General features: G+C 65.9%; 15 protein-coding genes and 1 pseudogene. 10 read left to right on the forward strand and 6 right to left on the reverse strand.

The window, feature by feature from the left end; translation table 11 throughout:
* Positions 1-5: 5 nt before the first annotated feature.
* Positions 6-101: pseudogene (locus ROSELON_RS18935) on the forward strand (zinc-ribbon domain-containing protein); the annotation flags it as partial.
* Between the two features lie 254 nt (positions 102-355).
* A complete protein-coding gene (locus tag ROSELON_RS18685) occupies positions 356-844 on the forward strand; it encodes a hypothetical protein (RefSeq protein WP_025311685.1) in 489 nt (162 codons plus the stop codon).
* A gap of 34 nt (positions 845-878) precedes the next feature.
* Here ROSELON_RS18685 and ROSELON_RS06880 read toward each other — a convergent pair whose 3' ends face one another.
* Positions 879-3,530 carry a TIGR02302 family protein gene (locus ROSELON_RS06880; RefSeq protein WP_025311686.1) on the reverse strand — a complete coding sequence of 884 codons (2,652 nt, stop codon included), beginning with the start codon at positions 3,528-3,530 and terminating at the stop codon, positions 879-881.
* 19 nt (positions 3,531-3,549) lie between these two features.
* Positions 3,550-4,815: a diaminopimelate decarboxylase gene (gene lysA / locus ROSELON_RS06885; protein ID WP_025311687.1), complete on the reverse strand. Its 1,266-nt coding sequence runs from the start codon at positions 4,813-4,815 to the stop codon at positions 3,550-3,552.
* Between the two features lie 138 nt (positions 4,816-4,953).
* On the opposite strand from lysA, the gene ROSELON_RS06890 reads away from it, so the two are divergent.
* Complete coding sequence (locus tag ROSELON_RS06890) at positions 4,954-5,928, forward strand: quinone oxidoreductase family protein (protein WP_025311688.1); 975 nt, start codon at positions 4,954-4,956, stop codon at positions 5,926-5,928.
* On the forward strand, positions 5,925-6,953 hold the full coding sequence (locus ROSELON_RS06895) for a trans-3-hydroxy-L-proline dehydratase (protein WP_025311689.1): 1,029 nt from the start codon (positions 5,925-5,927) through the stop codon (positions 6,951-6,953). The genes ROSELON_RS06890 and ROSELON_RS06895 overlap by 4 nt, the downstream gene beginning before the upstream one ends.
* Here ROSELON_RS06895 and ROSELON_RS06900 read toward each other — a convergent pair.
* Positions 6,950-7,264, reverse strand: a complete 315-nt coding sequence (locus tag ROSELON_RS06900; protein WP_025311690.1) for a DUF2834 domain-containing protein — start codon at positions 7,262-7,264, stop codon at positions 6,950-6,952. The two genes, ROSELON_RS06895 and ROSELON_RS06900, sit on opposite strands and share 4 nt — an antisense overlap.
* 231 nt (positions 7,265-7,495) lie before the next feature.
* On the opposite strand from ROSELON_RS06900, the gene ROSELON_RS06905 reads away from it, so the two are divergent.
* The 3 genes from ROSELON_RS06905 (at position 7,496) to ROSELON_RS06915 (ending at position 11,799) form a co-directional block, all read left to right on the forward strand.
* Positions 7,496-9,151, forward strand: coding sequence for an electron transfer flavoprotein-ubiquinone oxidoreductase (locus tag ROSELON_RS06905; protein WP_025311691.1), 1,656 nt, complete (start codon positions 7,496-7,498; stop codon positions 9,149-9,151).
* A 150-nt stretch (positions 9,152-9,301) separates the two neighbouring features.
* Complete coding sequence (locus tag ROSELON_RS06910; RefSeq protein WP_038650266.1) at positions 9,302-10,969, forward strand: tetratricopeptide repeat protein; 1,668 nt, start codon at positions 9,302-9,304, stop codon at positions 10,967-10,969.
* Positions 10,966-11,799, forward strand: coding sequence for a 4-(cytidine 5'-diphospho)-2-C-methyl-D-erythritol kinase (locus ROSELON_RS06915; RefSeq protein ID WP_025311693.1), 834 nt, complete (start codon positions 10,966-10,968; stop codon positions 11,797-11,799). Before ROSELON_RS06910 ends, ROSELON_RS06915 begins: the two co-directional genes overlap by 4 nt.
* Before the next feature lie 39 nt (positions 11,800-11,838).
* Here ROSELON_RS06915 and ROSELON_RS06920 read toward each other — a convergent pair whose 3' ends face one another.
* A complete protein-coding gene (locus ROSELON_RS06920) occupies positions 11,839-12,840 on the reverse strand; it encodes a polyprenyl synthetase family protein (RefSeq protein ID WP_025311694.1) in 1,002 nt (333 codons plus the stop codon).
* A 58-nt stretch (positions 12,841-12,898) separates the two neighbouring features.
* Here ROSELON_RS06920 and ROSELON_RS06925 point away from each other — a divergent pair, with 58 nt between their 5' ends.
* The 3 genes from ROSELON_RS06925 to ROSELON_RS17800 all read left to right on the forward strand — a co-directional run bounded on the left by ROSELON_RS06925 (position 12,899) and on the right by ROSELON_RS17800 (position 14,122).
* Positions 12,899-13,114 carry a putative signal transducing protein gene (locus tag ROSELON_RS06925; protein WP_025311695.1) on the forward strand — a complete coding sequence of 72 codons (216 nt, stop codon included), beginning with the start codon at positions 12,899-12,901 and terminating at the stop codon, positions 13,112-13,114.
* The gene (locus ROSELON_RS06930) at positions 13,111-13,848 is read left to right on the forward strand and encodes a tRNA1(Val) (adenine(37)-N6)-methyltransferase (protein WP_025311696.1); all 738 of its coding nucleotides are present in this window, start codon (positions 13,111-13,113) and stop codon (positions 13,846-13,848) included. Before ROSELON_RS06925 ends, ROSELON_RS06930 begins: the two co-directional genes overlap by 4 nt.
* Positions 13,849-13,957: 109 nt before the next feature.
* Positions 13,958-14,122, forward strand: coding sequence for a YdcH family protein (locus ROSELON_RS17800; RefSeq protein WP_084613714.1), 165 nt, complete (start codon positions 13,958-13,960; stop codon positions 14,120-14,122).
* Between the two features lie 421 nt (positions 14,123-14,543).
* Here ROSELON_RS17800 and phbB read toward each other — a convergent pair whose 3' ends face one another.
* Together phbB and ROSELON_RS19045 are read right to left on the reverse strand one after the other, a co-directional pair.
* A complete protein-coding gene (phbB, locus tag ROSELON_RS06935) occupies positions 14,544-15,266 on the reverse strand; it encodes an acetoacetyl-CoA reductase (protein WP_025311697.1) in 723 nt (240 codons plus the stop codon).
* A 74-nt stretch (positions 15,267-15,340) separates the two neighbouring features.
* Complete coding sequence (locus ROSELON_RS19045; RefSeq protein ID WP_342665322.1) at positions 15,341-15,862, reverse strand: patatin-like phospholipase family protein; 522 nt, start codon at positions 15,860-15,862, stop codon at positions 15,341-15,343.
* Between the last annotated feature and the right edge of the window lie 119 nt (positions 15,863-15,981).

A 15,981-nucleotide genomic window follows, 5' to 3' on the forward strand; every position in this document is an offset into this window, starting at 1 on the left:
ATCTCATGCGGCTGACTTGCCCCAATTGCGGTGCCCGCTACGAGGTGGACGATGGTCTCATTCCGCCCGATGGCCGGGATGTCCAATGCTCGAATTGCGGATCGACCTGGTTTCAACCCGGACGACGCCCCGAACCAGAAGCGCCCGCCGCGCCCGAGGCGGAGGCTGGGCCGTCCGCCGATCCGACCCGCGGCCCGGACCCCGCCGAGGCGGACGCGGCCACACAGGCGCAGGATCCCGGCGCGACCGACCCGCAAGGGTCGGACAGGACGGCGGCTGCGGGCCCCAGACCGCGGCGCCCGATCGACCCCGAGGTGCGCGAATCCTGCGGCAGGAAGCCGAGCGCGAAGCGCGGTTGCGGCGCGGTCAGCCCGATCCGGTCGAAACCCAGGCCGAGATGCCGCTGGATCAACCTGCCGGGCGCGGCCGTGCCAAGCCGACCCCGGATGCCGACGATCTACACGAGGCGCGCGACGCGTTCGATGTGCACCAAGGCAGCACGCGACATGCCGAGGGAACGCGACGTGACCTTTTGCCGGATATCGAAGAGATCAACTCGACCCTGCGGGCCACGGGCGACCGCGCGGCCAGCGAGGCGGACGCCAGCGATGTGGACACCGTCGATACGGCGCTGCGTCGCCGCCGCGGCACGCGGCTGGGCTTTGCCCTGAGCCTGATGGTCGCGGCGGCGCTGACATGGGCCTATGTCAATGCCGGCCTCTTGACCGACTGGCTGCCGCAGGCCGAGCCCGTGATCGCGCGCTTCGTCGGTCTGGTGGATGCGGCGCGGATTTGGCTGGACGGCGTTGTTCAGGGGCTTTTGGGCGACGACCGTCAGCTGTGACCCGGACGCGATCAGGCGAAGTGACGCGGACGCCCTAGAACTGATCCAACAGGCGCCGCAGGTAGTCCAGCTCGATCTGCGGGCGGTCCTGCTCGGACGAGCGGCGGCGCAATTCATCCAGCAATTCACGTGAGCGGCGGAACATCTCTTCGCGCGCTTCCATGTCTTCGTCCGATCCCATCGACCCCGCATTGCCAGCCTGCCGACCCAGCGGGTCCTGCAAGGGACGGTCGGGGGCCATCGACCCCTCGGCCTGGCCCTGGCCCGGCTCGCGCCCCTCGTCCTGCGCCAGGGCACGGCCCAGTTCGCTCATTCCCTCGCGCAGGCCTTCCATCGCCTCGGATTGCAGGTCGAGCGCGCCGGCGATATCGCCGTTTTCCAGCGCTTCGGCCGCCTCGTCCATCGCGCGTCCGGCCTCGTCCAGACGGCGCAGGGCCTCGTCGCCCGCTTCGCTGCCGGTGCCGGGCAGGCGACGGGCCTGTTCCTCGAGTTGCCGGCGCAGCGCCTCCTGGCGTTCGGCCAGCGTCATGCCGTCATTCTCGCCGCCCTGACCTGCGCCCTGCTGATTGCCGGGCATTTGCCCGTCCTGCTGCTGACCGGGTTGCTGGCCGGGCTGACCGGGTTGTTGACCGGGCTGCTGCCCCTGTTGCCCCGGCTGTTGCTGGCCGGGCTGCTGGCCCTGCTGTCCGGGCTGCTGGCCCGGCTGCGGCTGACCCTGGGGCTGGCCGCCGAACTGTTCCTGCAACTCGCTGAAGCTGTCGTCCGACAGGTCCTGCTGGTCGCGCAGCGTGTCCTGCAGCCCCTCCATCGCCTGTTGGCCGGGGGTTTGGGGGCCATCGCCGCCTTCGCCCTGGGTGATCTCCATGTTCTCCAGCATCTGCTGAAGCGCGTTGAGCATTTCCTGCGCCTCGGCCATGCGGCCTTCCTGCATCAGCTCTTCGATCCGGCGCAGCATCTCGTCGAGATCGGCCATCGACATTTCCATGCGCTCGCCCTGATCCGGCTCATCGGTGCCGTCACTCGGCTCGGCATTCTCGGCCAGTTGCTGCATGTAGTCGTTCATCGCCTCGCGCAACTCTTGCATGAGCTGGGCGATTTCCTCGTCGCTGGCCCCTTGCCGCATCGCCTCGGACAGGCGTTCCTGGGCCCGGCGCAGCCGCTCGAGCGCGTCGTCCAGATCGCCATCTTCCAATTCCAGCGCCACGTTCCAAAGGATCTCGGCCACCTGATCGCGTGTTTCGGCGCTGATCGAGTCGATGCCCGATTCAAGCCGTCTGATCGCCGTGCGCAATTGCAGGTAAGCGCCCTCGTCGAGGCCCTCCTCGGGGTGGTAGGTGATGGCGCGCAACAGGTCTGCGGCCCGCGCTGCGTTTTCGCGGTTCCACAGGATGTCGCGGCGCATTTCGATCACGGCATTGGCGAGGGGGTCGAAAAAGCGTCGTCCGGGCAGGCGGGGCACATCGTAGCTGACGGTGCCGATCTGGCCCGCATCGTCGGTAACGGTCAGTGTCAGGCTGACGGGCAGGTTGGCGAAGGGATGCTCGGACAGGTCCTCGACCATCACCTCGGTGAACGCCTCGCGCCCGCCGCGGAAGGGCATGGGCAGGCTGAGGACCAGCGCCTCGCGCGGTTCCGGCGCGATCCGCAGGCCATAGCGGCGATCGGCGGCGTCGGGGTTCAGGCGCAGGGTGGCCGTGCCCGACACGACCCCGTAATCGTCCGTGGCCGTGAAGCTGAGCTGCATCTGTCCCGGCGGCCCCGGTTCCACCTCGCCCTCGAGCGCGACGGCGGGCGGGGCGTCTGCCAGCATCGAAATGTCCCAACTCCGCGCCCCCGAGGGGCCAAAGATCGACAGCGTTCCAGAGCGTTCCAGCGTCACGTTGCGCGACAGGGTCGGGTTTTCGCCGACCGGGGGCAGATCGCCCACATCGGTTTCGACCGTGATGTCGTTCGGGTCGCCATAGAACCGCAAGCTGATGCGCGACCCTGCCGGGGCGTCGAAGCGCTCGTCCGTGATGTCGGCCAGATAGAGTGAGGGCAGGCCGGTATAGATCGGCGGTTCGACCCAACCCTCCCACGAGGGGCCGCTGGCCGAGGCCGCACCCGGCCCCAGTACGACGGCTTGGCCCACATCCGCCACCCGACCCAACGTGCCGAACAACAGCGCCATCGCGATCGCGGTGGCTGCCATGTAGCGCAGGGCATAGGGGTCGTTTGCAGACAGTCGCAGATCGGGGGGCGGGGCTTGGGCATGGCTGGCGCGGTCGGCCATGCGCGCGATATGCGCCGCCCAGACCGATTGACTGGCCGGGTCGCCGGCGCCGACGGTGGGGTGATCCAGAAGCGCCGTGATCGGTCGCCCCGGCATGGTTGCATCCAGACGGTCCAGCGCCTCGCCACGGCTTGGCATGCGGAACCGGCGCAGGCCGCGGACGATTGCCCAGATCACCGCGATGCCGACAGTCCCCATCACCGCCCATAGCTGTGGCTGCGACAGCGCGGTGGCCAGACCAAAGGCAAACGCCGCCACGGCCAGGAAAACAATGGACCACAAGGGCCAGAATGCCCGCGCCACGCGTTCAGCCACCATCCCAAGGCGCGTCAGGCGCAGGGGCCAGATCAGGCGCGCAAGCGCCGCATCCTTGGGGGTGGTCTGATCGGTCAAGATTTCCCTCTCGGGGTGCATCTGCCCCGGTTGCCGGGCCTCATAGCCACTCGGGAACAGTATCGCGTTTGATGATCTCGTCAAATGTCGGTCGGGCCCGGATGACGGCGAAGTGATCGTCTTTCACCAGCACCTCGGGGATCAGGGGGCGCGTGTTGTATTCCGAGGCCATCACCGCGCCATAGGCCCCTGCGGATCGGAAGGCGACCAGATCGCCCTCGGCCAAGGGGGGCATATGGCGCTGTTTGGCAAAGGTATCGCCCGATTCGCAGACCGGCCCGACAATGTCGTAAGGGGTCTGGTCGACACCGGGCGCGGGTTCCTCGACGGGGATGATGTCATGCCACGCGCCATACATGGCCGGGCGGATCAGGTCGTTCATCGCGGCATCCAGGATCAGGAAATCGCGCCCTTCGCCTTGTTTGACATAGGTGACCCCGGACACCAGCAGCCCGGCATTGCCCGAAATCAGGCGCCCCGGCTCGATCTCGACCTCGACGTCCAGATCGCCGACCGTGCGCTTGATCACCTCGCCGTATTCGATGGGCAGGGGTGGGGCGCTGTTCGAGCGTTCATAGGGAATGCCGAGGCCGCCTCCCAGGTCGAGGCGGCGGATGTCATGCCCGTCGGCACGCAACTGACGGGTCAGCTCGGCCACTTTTTCATAGGCGATCTCGAACGGTTCGAGATCGGTCAACTGGCTGCCGATATGCACGTCTATGCCGATGACATCCAAACCGGGCAGGGCGGCGGCTTCGGCATAGACCTCGCGGGCGCGGGCGATGGGGATGCCGAACTTGTTTTCGGATTTGCCGGTGGCGATCTTTTCGTGGGTGCGCGCGTCGACATCGGGGTTCACCCGAACGGTGACGGGGGCGATCGTGCCCATCTCGCTGGCCACGCGCGACAGCCGCTGCATTTCGGGTTCGGATTCCAGGTTGAATTGCCGGATGCCGCCCTCCAGCGCCAGCCGCATTTCCTCTGCGGTTTTCCCGACGCCGGAAAAGACGATCCGCTCACCCGGCACGCCCGCGGCCCTGGCGCGGCGGTATTCCCCGCCGGACACCACGTCCATCCCTGCGCCAAGCTTGGCCAAATGGGCCAGAACCGCCTGGTTTCCGTTCGATTTCACGGCAAAGCAGACCAGGTGATCGAGGCCCGACAGCGCCTCTTCGAACAGGCGGTAATGACGGGTCAGGGTCGCGCAGGAATAGACGTAGAACGGCGTTCCCACAGACGCGGCGATGTCGCGGATCGGCACGTCTTCGGCAAAAAGCGTGCCGTCGCGATAAAGAAAATGGTCCATGGCTCTGCCCTTGCGCTGTCTGCGCCCTGTTCACCTGCGCGGGGCCGCATATCATCCCCCACCGCACATTCAAATAGGCTGGACGCCGCCCGTGTCCCGGCTAGGCTGACCCGTGACCAAAGCGCGAGGGGGAAGACCATGGCAAAAACCGCGATCATCGAGGCCCATGGCGGCCCGGAACAGTTCAAGATCATCGACCGGGAGGTCGGCGCGCCCGGCCCCGGCGAGATCCGCATCCGGCACAAGGCGGTAGGGCTGAACTTCATCGACTGCTACCAGCGATCCGGCCTGTATCCGATGACCCTGCCGCACGCTTTGGGGATGGAGGCCTCCGGCGTGATCGAGGCTGTGGGCGAGGGCGTGACGCATCTGAAGGTCGGTGATCGCGCCGCCTATGCCGCGCAACCGCCCGGTGCCTACACGGAAGAGCGCGTGATGCCCGCGGCACAGGTTTGTCCGCTGCCCGATGCCATCAGCTTCGAAGATGGCGCGGCTATGATGCTCAAGGGGCTGACCGTGCAATACCTGTTCCGGCGCACGACACCGATTGCGGCGGGCGACACCGTTCTGTTTCACGCCGCTGCCGGGGGCGTGGGGCTGATCGCCTGCCAATGGGCGAAATCTGACGGCATTCGCCTGATCGGGACCGCAGGCACCGAGGCCAAGTGCCAGTTGGCGCTCGATCACGGCGCGGATGCCTGCATCAACTACCGTGACGAGGATTGGGTCGCCCGCTTGCGGGACCTGACCGATGGCAAGGGTGTGGACGTCGTGATGGACGCCGTGGGCGCCGACACGTTCGAGGGCTCGCTGGACAGTCTGCGGCCCTTGGGCTTCATGATCTCGTTCGGCAATGCGTCCGGCCCGGTGCCACCCTTTGCGGTCGCCACGCTGGGGGCCAAGGGCTCGCTCAAGATCACGCGCCCGACGCTGTTCACCCATATCGCCGATCACGAGACCTGCCAGCAGATGGCGCGCGACCTGTTCGAAAAGGTCACGGCCGGGGATGTGAAGATCCGCATCGATCAGCGGTTCCCGCTCGAGGATGTGGCCGAGGCGCATCGCGCGCTCGAGGCGCGCAAGACCACCGGCTCCACCATCCTGACGGTGTGAGGACAAGTCGCGTCATCCACACCGTCTCGGCCCATGCGGCGGGCGAGGTCGGCGATGTCATCACCGGCGGTGTCGCGCCGCCGCCGGGCGACACCTTGTGGGACCAGCGCCGCTGGATCGCGCGCGATGGCACCTTGCGGGCGCTGGTCCTGAACGAACCGCGCGGTGGTGTCTTTCGGCATGTGAACCTTCTGGTGCCGCCGAAGGATCCGCGCGCCGATGCCGGGTTCATCATCATGGAGCCTGACGATACGCCGCCCATGTCAGGCTCGAACGCGATCTGCGTCGCCACCGTCCTTTTGGAAACCGGCATCATCGCCATGGTCGAGCCCGTGACCGAACTGACGCTCGAGGCGCCCGGCGGCCTGATCCACATTCGCGCCAGATGCGAGGGCGGCAAGGTCACGCGCGTGACGGTCGAGAACCTGCCCGCCTTTGCCGTCGAATTGGACGCGCGGATCGAGGTGCCCGGCCTTGGCCGCCTGCGGGTCGATACCGCCTTTGGCGGTGACAGTTTCGTGGTTGTCGACGCCGCCGATATCGGGCTGGAGCTGACGCCCGCCAATGCGCGCGCCCTGGCCGAACTTGGGGTGCGGATCACGGCCGCCGCCGATGCCGCGATGAGCTTCGACCACCCGGAACGACCCGACTGGACGCACCATTCCTTTTGCCTTTTTGCGGGCACGCTGCTGGATGCGCCCGGGGGTTATCGCGCGCAATCCGTTGTCGCCATCCGCCCCGGCAAGATCGATCGCTCGCCCACCGGCACGGCCCTGTCGGCCCGCATGGCGCTGTTGCACGCCACGGGCCGGATGGGCGTGGGGAATCGGTTCACCGGGGTGTCCATCCTCGGGACGGAATTCGAGGGGCAGATTCTGGGTGAGGCCCATGTCGGGCAACGCCCTGCCATCCGGCCCGAGATCTCGGGTCAGGCCTGGATCACCGGCACGCATCAGCACATGCTCGACCCGACCGATCCCTTTCCGGCGGGCTATCGCCTGTCGGACACCTGGCCAGGGGCCTAGGCGGTTGCGGGCGTCCGCGTCTTGAGGAACAGCGCCAGCGGCAGGCCGCAACTGACCCCGATGCCGAAGGTCGCCGGAATGACCAGAAGGAACCACCAGTCCCTTTTCCCGAACGCCTCGACCAGGGCCCAGACCGTCAGGGCCACGGCAGCGATGGTCAGATCGTAGACCAGCGCGCTGGTGGCATCGTTGACATACCAGGCGTCGATCATCGGGCCCAACGCCCAGCCATGTTCGGCGAACCAGGCATAGAAATACATCCAGGGCACAATCGCCCCGACGATGACGAGCAGAAGATAGACGTAACGCATGACACCCCCGATATGGTCTCGACGGGCACCTAGCCCGACGCGGGCCGAGGTCACATCGCCCGAGGCATGTCGTCAAGGGCTGGACAAATTGCCGATCCGATGCTGCGCTGCGACAACGTGCTGCCGGGTCATGATTGACCACCGCCGTCTTGTCCAATAGGCCTTCGCGAAAGATTGTTGCGCGAGATGTGGTCTCAGAGCAGGGTCACGACACGAACCAGAGGGAAGTGGATGTCCGATATCGAACGCGAGAGCATGGAATATGACGTGGTCATCGTCGGTGCCGGCCCCTCGGGCCTGTCCGCCGCGATCCGTCTCAAGCAGATCAACCCCGATCTCAGCGTCGTGCTGCTCGAGAAGGGGTCGGAAGTCGGGGCGCATATCCTGTCGGGGGCCATCCTCGACCCGGTCGGCCTGAACCAGTTGATCCCGGACTGGAAGGAAAAGGGCGCGCCGCTGAACACGCCTGTGGCCGACGACAAGTTCTACATCATCGGCGCCGCCGGCGGCATGCGCATCCCCAACTCGGTGATGCCGCGCCTGATGAACAACCACGGCAATTACATCGTCTCGATGGGCAATGTCTGCCGCTGGCTGGCCGAACAGGCCGAGGAACTGGGGGTCGAAGTCTTCCCCGGCATGGCCTGCTCGGAACTGGTCTATGGCGAAAATGGCGAGGTCAAGGGTGTCGTCGCGGGCGAGTTCGGCAAGAACCCCGATGGCACACCCGGCGACGGCTACGAACCGGGGATGGAACTGCACGGCAAGTATGTCTTCCTGGGCGAAGGGGTGCGCGGCTCGCTCACCAAGGAGGTGATGGCGAAATACGGTCTGCAGAACGGCAAATGCCCGCAGAAATTCGGCATCGGCATGAAAGAGATCTGGGAAATCGACCCCGCCAAACACAAGCCGGGCCATGTCATGCACACGATGGGGTGGCCTCTGGGCAAGAACGCGGGCGGCGGATCGTTCGTCTATCACCTCGAGAACAACCAAGTTTACGTGGGCTTCGTGGTGCATCTGAACTACGAAAACCCCTACCTGTCGCCCTACCAGGAATTCCAGCGGTTCAAGCATCACCCGATGATCGAAGACCTGCTGAAAGGCGGCAAGCGCGTGGCCTATGGCGCGCGCGCCATTTCCGAGGGCGGCTGGCAATCCATGCCCAAGGCGGTGGCGCCCGGCGCGGCGGTGCTGGGCTGTGGCGTCGGACTGGTGAACGTGCCGCGCATCAAGGGCAACCACAACGCGATGCTGTCCGGCATCGAAGCCGCCGAGGCCGCGGCCGCCGCCATCGCCGAGGGGCGTTCGGGCGACGAATTGACCGCCTATGACGACTACATCCACGAGGACGGGCCCATCGCGCGCGACCTCAAGCCGGTGCGCAACGTCAAACCGCTCTGGTCGCATTACGGGATCGTCGGCGGTGTCATCCTGGGCGGGATCGACATGTGGGTCGGCAGCCTGACGGGCTGGAACCCCTTCGGCACGCTCAAGCATCGTATGTCCGATGCCGAGCACACGGGCAAGGCCGAGGAATACAAGCCGATCGACTACCCCAAGCCCGACGGCAAGATCAGCTTCGATCGGCTGACGAATGTCAGCTTCTCGATGACCAACCACGAGGAAAGCCAACCCTCGCACCTGCAACTCAAGGATCCCGAGATCCCGATCAAGGTGAACCTGCCCGAATACGCCGAACCGGCGCAGCGTTACTGCCCGGCCGGCGTGTACGAGGTGGTCGAGGAAAAGGACGAGGCGCCGCGCTTTGTCATCAATTTCCAGAACTGCGTGCACTGCAAGACCTGCGACATCAAGGATCCGTCGCAGAATATCCACTGGACCGTGCCGCAGGGCGGTGACGGGCCGAATTACCCGAACATGTGATGAAAAGGCCGCGTCGGGGCGGGGCGGTCGGATTGCCCTTGCCCCGCACGCGACCTAGTCTCCCCCATGACGCACCGAGGAGACACTGCATGGCTGCCATTCGCTCGTTCTTTCGCGCGACCTTGATCGGCGGGGGCGCTGGGGACTCTCGTGCCGTCCGCCCATGCCGAGGAAGGGGGGCATGCCGCCATGGGCGCGGCGCAAAGCGGCCTCGCCGGGCCCTACCTCGCCGCGCGGGCGGCCGTGATCGGTGGCGATCACCGCGAGGCGGCCGCCTATTTCGAAAGTGCCCTGCTGGCCGATCCCGGCAATCCGCTGCTGATCGGGAATGCCGTCTTTGCCAATGCGGCGCTGGGCAATTTCGGGCGTGCCGCCGCGATTGCCGAAGACATGCCCGACAGCACCGGTGGACAAGAGCTGATCAACCTCGTGCGACTGGTCGAATTGATCCGGTTGCAGGAATGGGATCGCGTGCGCGCCGAAATCGGGCAAGGCCGCGGGGCCGGGCCCTTCATCGACGATCTGGCACTGGGCTGGCTCAGCCTTGGGGCGGGTGACATGTCCCGTGCAGTGCGCATTTTCGAAACGATCGCCGAGGATCGGCTGATGGCCGAACTGGGTGCATTGCACTTGGCGCTGGCCCATGCGGCCACGGGCAATTTCGAGCGGGCCGACGCCCTGTTGTCCAGCGACGCGATGGTGCGCATCAGCCAGACGGAACGTGTTGTCCGCGGGCGGGCCGAAATCCTGGTGCAACTGGGCCGCCGGGCCGACGCCCTCGATCTGCTGGATGGGTATACGCAGCAGGTTCCGGACCCGGCCCTGCTCGAATTGCAGGCGCGCATCGGGGCGGGGGCCGAAGGGCCCTACGGGTTTGTCGCCACCGCCGCCGAAGGGGTGGCCGAGGTCTTTTTCACCGTCGCTCAGGCGCTGGGTGGTGATGCCCCGTCCAACCTGCCCCTGATCTACGCCCGCGCGGCCGCAGAGATCGCACCGGATCATGCCGACGCGAGGATGCTTGCGGCCGAGCTGCTCTATGACAGCGGACAGTTTGCGCTTGCCGCCGACGCCTATGGCGCGGTGCCCGCCGACAGCGACCAGTATGTCGAGGCCCAGATGGGCCGCGCCGAGGCCATCGAGGAAATGGGCGATATCGAGCGGGCGACCGATGTGCTGGCCCAACTGGCCCAAGAGCGCCCGGACCTGGCCAGCGTTCTGGCCGGTTATGCCGACATGCTCCGGCGGGCCGAAAACTGCCAGGGGGCGATCGACGCCTACACCGCCGCGCTCGACCTGGTGGATACCGACCAGCCCCGCTACTGGTTCGTGCATTACGCCCGCGGGATCTGTCATCATCGCACCGATGATTGGGACGCCGCCGAGGCCGATTTCCGCCGGGCTCTCGAACTCAATCCCGAACAGCCGCAGGTCCTGAATTACCTGGGCTATTCCCTGGTGGAACAGCGCCGCAACCTTGACGAGGCCCTTGGCATGATCGAACGCGCCGTCGCGGCCCGTCCCGACAGCGGGTATATCGTCGACTCGCTGGGGTGGGTCTTTTACCGCCTGGGACGTTTCGACGAAGCGGTCGAGCCGATGGAACGGGCCGTGCAGCTATTGCCGACCGATCCGATCGTGAACGACCATCTTGGTGACGTCTACTGGATGGTCGGACGCGAACGCGAGGCGCGGTTCCAATGGGAACGCGCCCTGAGTTTCGACCCCGAGGACGAAGATGCGACCCGCATCCGCCGCAAGCTGGAGATCGGCCTGGATCGCGTCCTCGAGGAAGAAGGCGGAGTTGGCGAAACCCAGTGATCCAAGAATTCGCCCCCGCAAAGGTCAATCTGGCGCTGCACGTCACCGGACGGCGCGACGACGGCTATCATCTGCTCGACTCGATCGTTGTCTTCGCGGATATCGGTGATCGTCTGACGATATCCGACGCCCCGGACCTGAGCCTTTCGGTGACGGGCCCGCGGGCAGCCGATATTCCGACCGACAGCCGCAATCTCGTCTGGCGCGCAGCCGAATGGTTGGCGGCAGGGCGCGGTGCAGCGATCACGCTGGACAAGACCTTGCCGCCGGCCGGGGGCATCGGCGGCGGATCGTCGGACGCCGCAAGCGCCCTGCGCGGCTTGTCCGACCTCTGGGCGCGGCCACGACCCGCGCCACAAGAGGTCCTGCCCCTCGGCGCCGATGTGCCCGTGTGCCTGTTCGGACGCCCGGCACGGATGCAAGGGATCGGCGAGGTCGTGTGCGACCTGCCCGACCTGCCCGCCTTGTGGATGGTCCTTGCCAATGCCGGCGTCGAGGTGCCCACCGGCCCGGTTTTCAAGGCGCTCACCCACGCCGAGAATGCCGCATTGCCGGAGCCCGACTGGACGGATCTGCCGTCGCTGGTCGCCTATCTCTGCCACGCCCGCAACGACCTCGAGGCCCCGGCCCGCGCGCTGGTGCCCGTTATCGGAGAGGTTCTTGACCATCTCGAGGCGCAACCGGGCTGCCTGCTGGCAAGGATGAGCGGATCGGGCGGCACCTGTTTTGGCCTGTTCGGCAGCGCCGAGGCAGCACAGATGGCCGCCGCCCGGATCGGCGAGAGCAAACCCGACTGGTGGGTCGACTCGGGCGCCGTGCGCGCGGCATAGGCCGCCGCGCCGAATAATCTTGCCGAAGATTATTCGGCCTCAGTTCAGCCGGGCCACGACATAGTCGGCCAGGTCGATCATCATCTCGCGCAGCGGATGCTCGGGCAGGATCGACAGGGCGGCCTTGGCGTTCGCGACATGGCCGTTGGCGACGTCCCGCGTTTCCTCCAGCGTGCCGTGGCGGCGCAACAGGTCCATGGCCTGCTCCAGATCGCCATCCTGCTGGTCGCCCTTTTCGATGGTCCGTTTCCAAAAGGCGCGTTCATCGGCATCCGCGCGTTCCACGGCGCGGATCACGGGTAGGGTCAGTTTGCGTTCGCGGAAATCGTCGCCGGTATTCTTGCCGATCTCACCGCCGGCCCCGCCCCAATCTAGCAGGTCATCCGCCATCTGGAAGGCCACGCCCAGCCCATCGCCATAGGTGGCCAGCGCCGTCACCACGCGCTCGTCCTGGCCCGAGATGACGCCGCCGACCTCGCAGGCCGCCTCGAACAGGGCCGCGGTTTTGCCTCGGATCACCTGCAGGTAGATCTCTTCGGTCGTGGCAAGGTTCATGGCCGCAGTCAGTTGCAGCACCTCGCCTTCGGCAATCGTGGCGGCCGCGTTGGACAGGATGTTCAAGACCCGCAGGTTTCCCGTTTCGACCATCAACTGGAACGAGCGTGCAAACAGGTAGTCGCCCACCAGGACGCTCGACTTGTTGTCCCACAGCAGGTTGGCGGTGGGCCGTCCGCGCCGCTTCTGGCTTTCGTCCACGACATCGTCGTGCAGCAGGGTGGCGGTATGGATGAACTCGACCGTCGCGGCCAGTTTCTGATGCGCGTCGCCATCGTAGCCGCACAGCCGGGCCGCCGCCAGCGTCAGCATCGGGCGCACCCGCTTGCCGCCCGCCTCGACCAGATGCGCCGTGACCTCGGGGATGCGCGGGGCATGCTGCGACGCCATCCGCGCCCGGATCAGGTCGCCCACGGCGGCAAGGTCATCGGCCAGCGCGGCCTGCATCCGCTCGTGCGGTTTCGTGGCGGCATCGTCGAGGCTCATGGGCCCAGTCCTTCCGTGTCACTCGACAAGTGCAGGCGGGGGGCCTACATGCCGACTCATGCTAGAGGTGATGCGCAGCAACGACCCGACCCAGATCGCTTTTGCCTCGGCGCTCATGTCGGGCGAGGGTATAGAGGTCTTCGAGATGGACGTCCATATGAGCGTTCTCGAAGGGTCCATAGGCGTATTGCCGCGTCGCCTGATGGTGCGCCGCGAAGATGCCCATCTGGCGCGCGCGATTCTGCGTGACAACGACCTGCCCGTGACGGAATGAACGAGGGCGGTCTGACATGCGACGCCTTCCTCGGGGGGCGTGTCCACGCATGGCAACCGGCCCGCGGCTATCGTGCGGGCACCGACCCGGTCTTTCTGGCGGCCGCCTGTCCGGCACGGGCGGGGCAGTCCGTTCTGGAACTGGGTTGTGGGGTCGGGGTGGCCTCTCTGTGTCTGCGGGCCCGTGTGCCGGATGTGCGGATCATGGGCGTTGAACGGCAGGCCGCCTATGCCGATCTGGCCCGCCGCAACGGGCTGGACGTGACATTGGCCGATCTTGCGGCATTGCCGGCGGCACTTCGGGCGCGATCCTTCGACCATGTGATTGCCAACCCGCCCTATTTCGCGACAGGCGACGGCACGGCGGCGCGCGACGACGGGCGCGAGGCGGCCTTGCGCGAGGCCACGCCCCTGTCGGTCTGGATTGGGGCGGCACGGGCACGGCTCAGGCCGAAAGGCTGGCTCACGATGATACAATCGGCCGACCGTTTGCCCGACTGCCTGGCGGCGCTGGCGGGCGGGTTTGGGGCGATCTCGATCTTGCCGCTGCAATCGCGGATGGGCCGGCCCGCACGGCGCATTCTGCTCCGGGCGCGAAAGGGGGGCAAGGCGCCGTTCACCCTGTTGGCCCCTTTGGTCCTGCACGCCGGGGTTCGGCATGAAAAGGACGGCGATGATTTCGCCCCCGTGGCCGCGTCGGTCCTGCGGGACGGGGCGCCGATCGACTGGGGGTGAAATCGATATCGCCGGTAGGCAATTTCCGGACATTTGCAAGGGATGACAAGACGCGAAATCCGTGCTGCAGTGTACATGCAAGTGTTACATAACCAGAGGAGGACGGCCGATGTCGCTTGGTGCACATCTTCAGGAACTCAAGAAGAAGCATGCGACCCTTTCTGCCCGCGTCGAGGAGGCTGAGCGCAGTCCCGGAACCGACGACCTCACCGTGCGAGAGTTGAAGAAAGAAAAACTCCGCCTCAAAGAAGAAATCACCCGTCTGGAAATCTGATCGGGCCGGCGCGGGTCCACCGGGCCCGCGCCACGCCCCAGCGATTTGGCGTGCCCGGCCTGTGCAGGGCACAGCCCAGACGACATCGGGTCGACCCTGCGATCCGATTTGTTGACCCCTGTCAAGCATTGCGTTTGGGGAAACCCCGATCTTCCGTAATTCTGGTGGTTTGGGGAGCCGTAAGCCCCTATTTCAATACGCAGGGGAGGTGAAGACCTTAGGACAAGGAACTCACCGATGTACGCGATTTCGTCTCAGAAACACATCAATGACATCGTCGACCGCGCCCGTCGCGAGCGCGCGAGATATGTGGCCGGCCTGGTCGGCCGTCTGTTTCATCTGCGCCGTGGCTGAACGACGCGCATGACCGATGCCAAAAAGGCCGGGGCAGACCCCGGCCTTTTCATTGCTGCGGCGCGGATCAGACGAAGAACTGGGCGCCGTTGGCCGAAATGGTCGACCCGTTGATAAAGCCGGCATCGTCCGAGGCCAGGAACACGACGCAGCGTGCGATCTCTTCGGGTTCGCCCAGGCGGCCTGCCGGGATTTGCCCGATGATCGATTCGCGCACCTTTTCCGGAACGGCCATGACCATCTCGGTCGCGATGTAGCCGGGGCAGATGGCATTTGCCGTGATGCCGGCGCGCGCGCCCTCTTGGGCGAGGCTCTTGATGATGCCCAGGTCACCGGCCTTGGTCGCGGCGTAATTCACCTGCGCGAACTGGCCCTTTTGACCGTTGATCGAGGAAATCACGATGATGCGGCCGAACTTGCGCTCGCGCATGCCGGGCCAGATCGGGTGGACCGTGTTGAACACGCCGGTCAGGTTCGTATCGATCACCTCGTGCCACTGCTCGGGCGACATCTTGTGAAACGGGGCATCGCGCGTGATGCCCGCATTTGCCACAACCACGTCGATCGGGCCAAGATCGGCCTCGACCTTGGCAAGCCCGTCCTTTGAGGATTCGTAGTCGGCCACATTCCACTTGTAGGTCTTGATCCCGGTTTCTTCCGTGAACTTGGCGGCCTTCTCGTCATTGCCGGCATAGGTCGCGGCGACCTCGTAGCCCTCGGCCTTCAGTGCCTTGGAAATGGCTTCCCCGATCCCGCGGGTGCCGCCGGTGACGAGCGCAACTCTAGCCATGGTCTCCTCCGTTTCTGGCTTGGATAATTGGAAACTTTGTTATTGTGCTGCGCCTGCAAGCGCAACAATATTGCTCATGCAGAAAGCCATTTTTCTGCGTCACTTACGCCCAGATCCCATGTGTCGCGCAATTTCTGCGGGTCGGTGAAATCGATCTTGTCGGCCGGTGTTTCATCTCCGGGCCAGATGTAATGGCGCCCCTCGACCTGCGGCAGCCGCTTGTAGGCCCGCGTCAGTAACACCCATGTGACGCCCCGATCGGGTGTGGGCATCGGGGCCTGGTCGGCCATGCCGCCATCGACCACGCGCTTGCCCTCCCACAGGGGCGGTTCGAACACGGGCGGGATCACCGCGGCGGCGGTGACCAGATCGACGAGACGCCCCTCGCGCGCGGCCGTGTTTGCATCGACCAGATGGGCGTGCAGGCCCAGTTTCTCGGCCCAACTGAAATGCGGGCTGTTCACGCTGTGCAACTCGGCCTCGTAGGCTGCGGTCAGCGCGGTGCCCGTCAGCGTCGGGTGGGCACTGGTCCGGGGGGTGGGCGATCTGGATCTGAAACTGCGGGCCGTCCGCCAGCCGTTGCGCTGCGTCGGCATCCAGCACGCGGGCCACGACATCGCAATAAATGCGTTGGTGCGGGGTGATGCCGTCGCCATCGGTGTTGAACAGGTCGAGGTTATGATCGCGTGACTCGAAGGCGGCACACATCTCCTCG

This window comes from Roseibacterium elongatum DSM 19469 (genome assembly GCF_000590925.1).
GTDB lineage: Bacteria > Pseudomonadota > Alphaproteobacteria > Rhodobacterales > Rhodobacteraceae > Roseibacterium > Roseibacterium elongatum.

What these genes read in the sequence shown, in the direction of transcription:
- ROSELON_RS06880 (WP_025311686.1), bottom strand. Translation starts at nt 3,530, where the DNA reads ATGCACCCCGAGAGGGAAATCTTGACCGATCAGACCACCCCCAAGGAT.
- lysA (WP_025311687.1), bottom strand. Translation starts at nt 4,815, where the DNA reads ATGGACCATTTTCTTTATCGCGACGGCACGCTTTTTGCCGAAGACGTG.
- ROSELON_RS06890 (WP_025311688.1), top strand. Translation starts at nt 4,954, where the DNA reads ATGGCAAAAACCGCGATCATCGAGGCCCATGGCGGCCCGGAACAGTTC.
- ROSELON_RS06900 (WP_025311690.1), bottom strand. Translation starts at nt 7,264, where the DNA reads ATGCGTTACGTCTATCTTCTGCTCGTCATCGTCGGGGCGATTGTGCCC.
- ROSELON_RS06905 (WP_025311691.1), top strand. Translation starts at nt 7,496, where the DNA reads ATGTCCGATATCGAACGCGAGAGCATGGAATATGACGTGGTCATCGTC.
- ROSELON_RS06920 (WP_025311694.1), bottom strand. Translation starts at nt 12,840, where the DNA reads ATGAGCCTCGACGATGCCGCCACGAAACCGCACGAGCGGATGCAGGCC.
- ROSELON_RS06925 (WP_025311695.1), top strand. Translation starts at nt 12,899, where the DNA reads ATGCTAGAGGTGATGCGCAGCAACGACCCGACCCAGATCGCTTTTGCC.
- ROSELON_RS06930 (WP_025311696.1), top strand. Translation starts at nt 13,111, where the DNA reads ATGAACGAGGGCGGTCTGACATGCGACGCCTTCCTCGGGGGGCGTGTC.
- ROSELON_RS17800 (WP_084613714.1), top strand. Translation starts at nt 13,958, where the DNA reads ATGTCGCTTGGTGCACATCTTCAGGAACTCAAGAAGAAGCATGCGACC.
- phbB (WP_025311697.1), bottom strand. Translation starts at nt 15,266, where the DNA reads ATGGCTAGAGTTGCGCTCGTCACCGGCGGCACCCGCGGGATCGGGGAA.
- ROSELON_RS19045 (WP_342665322.1), bottom strand. Translation starts at nt 15,862, where the DNA reads ATGCCGACGCAGCGCAACGGCTGGCGGACGGCCCGCAGTTTCAGATCC.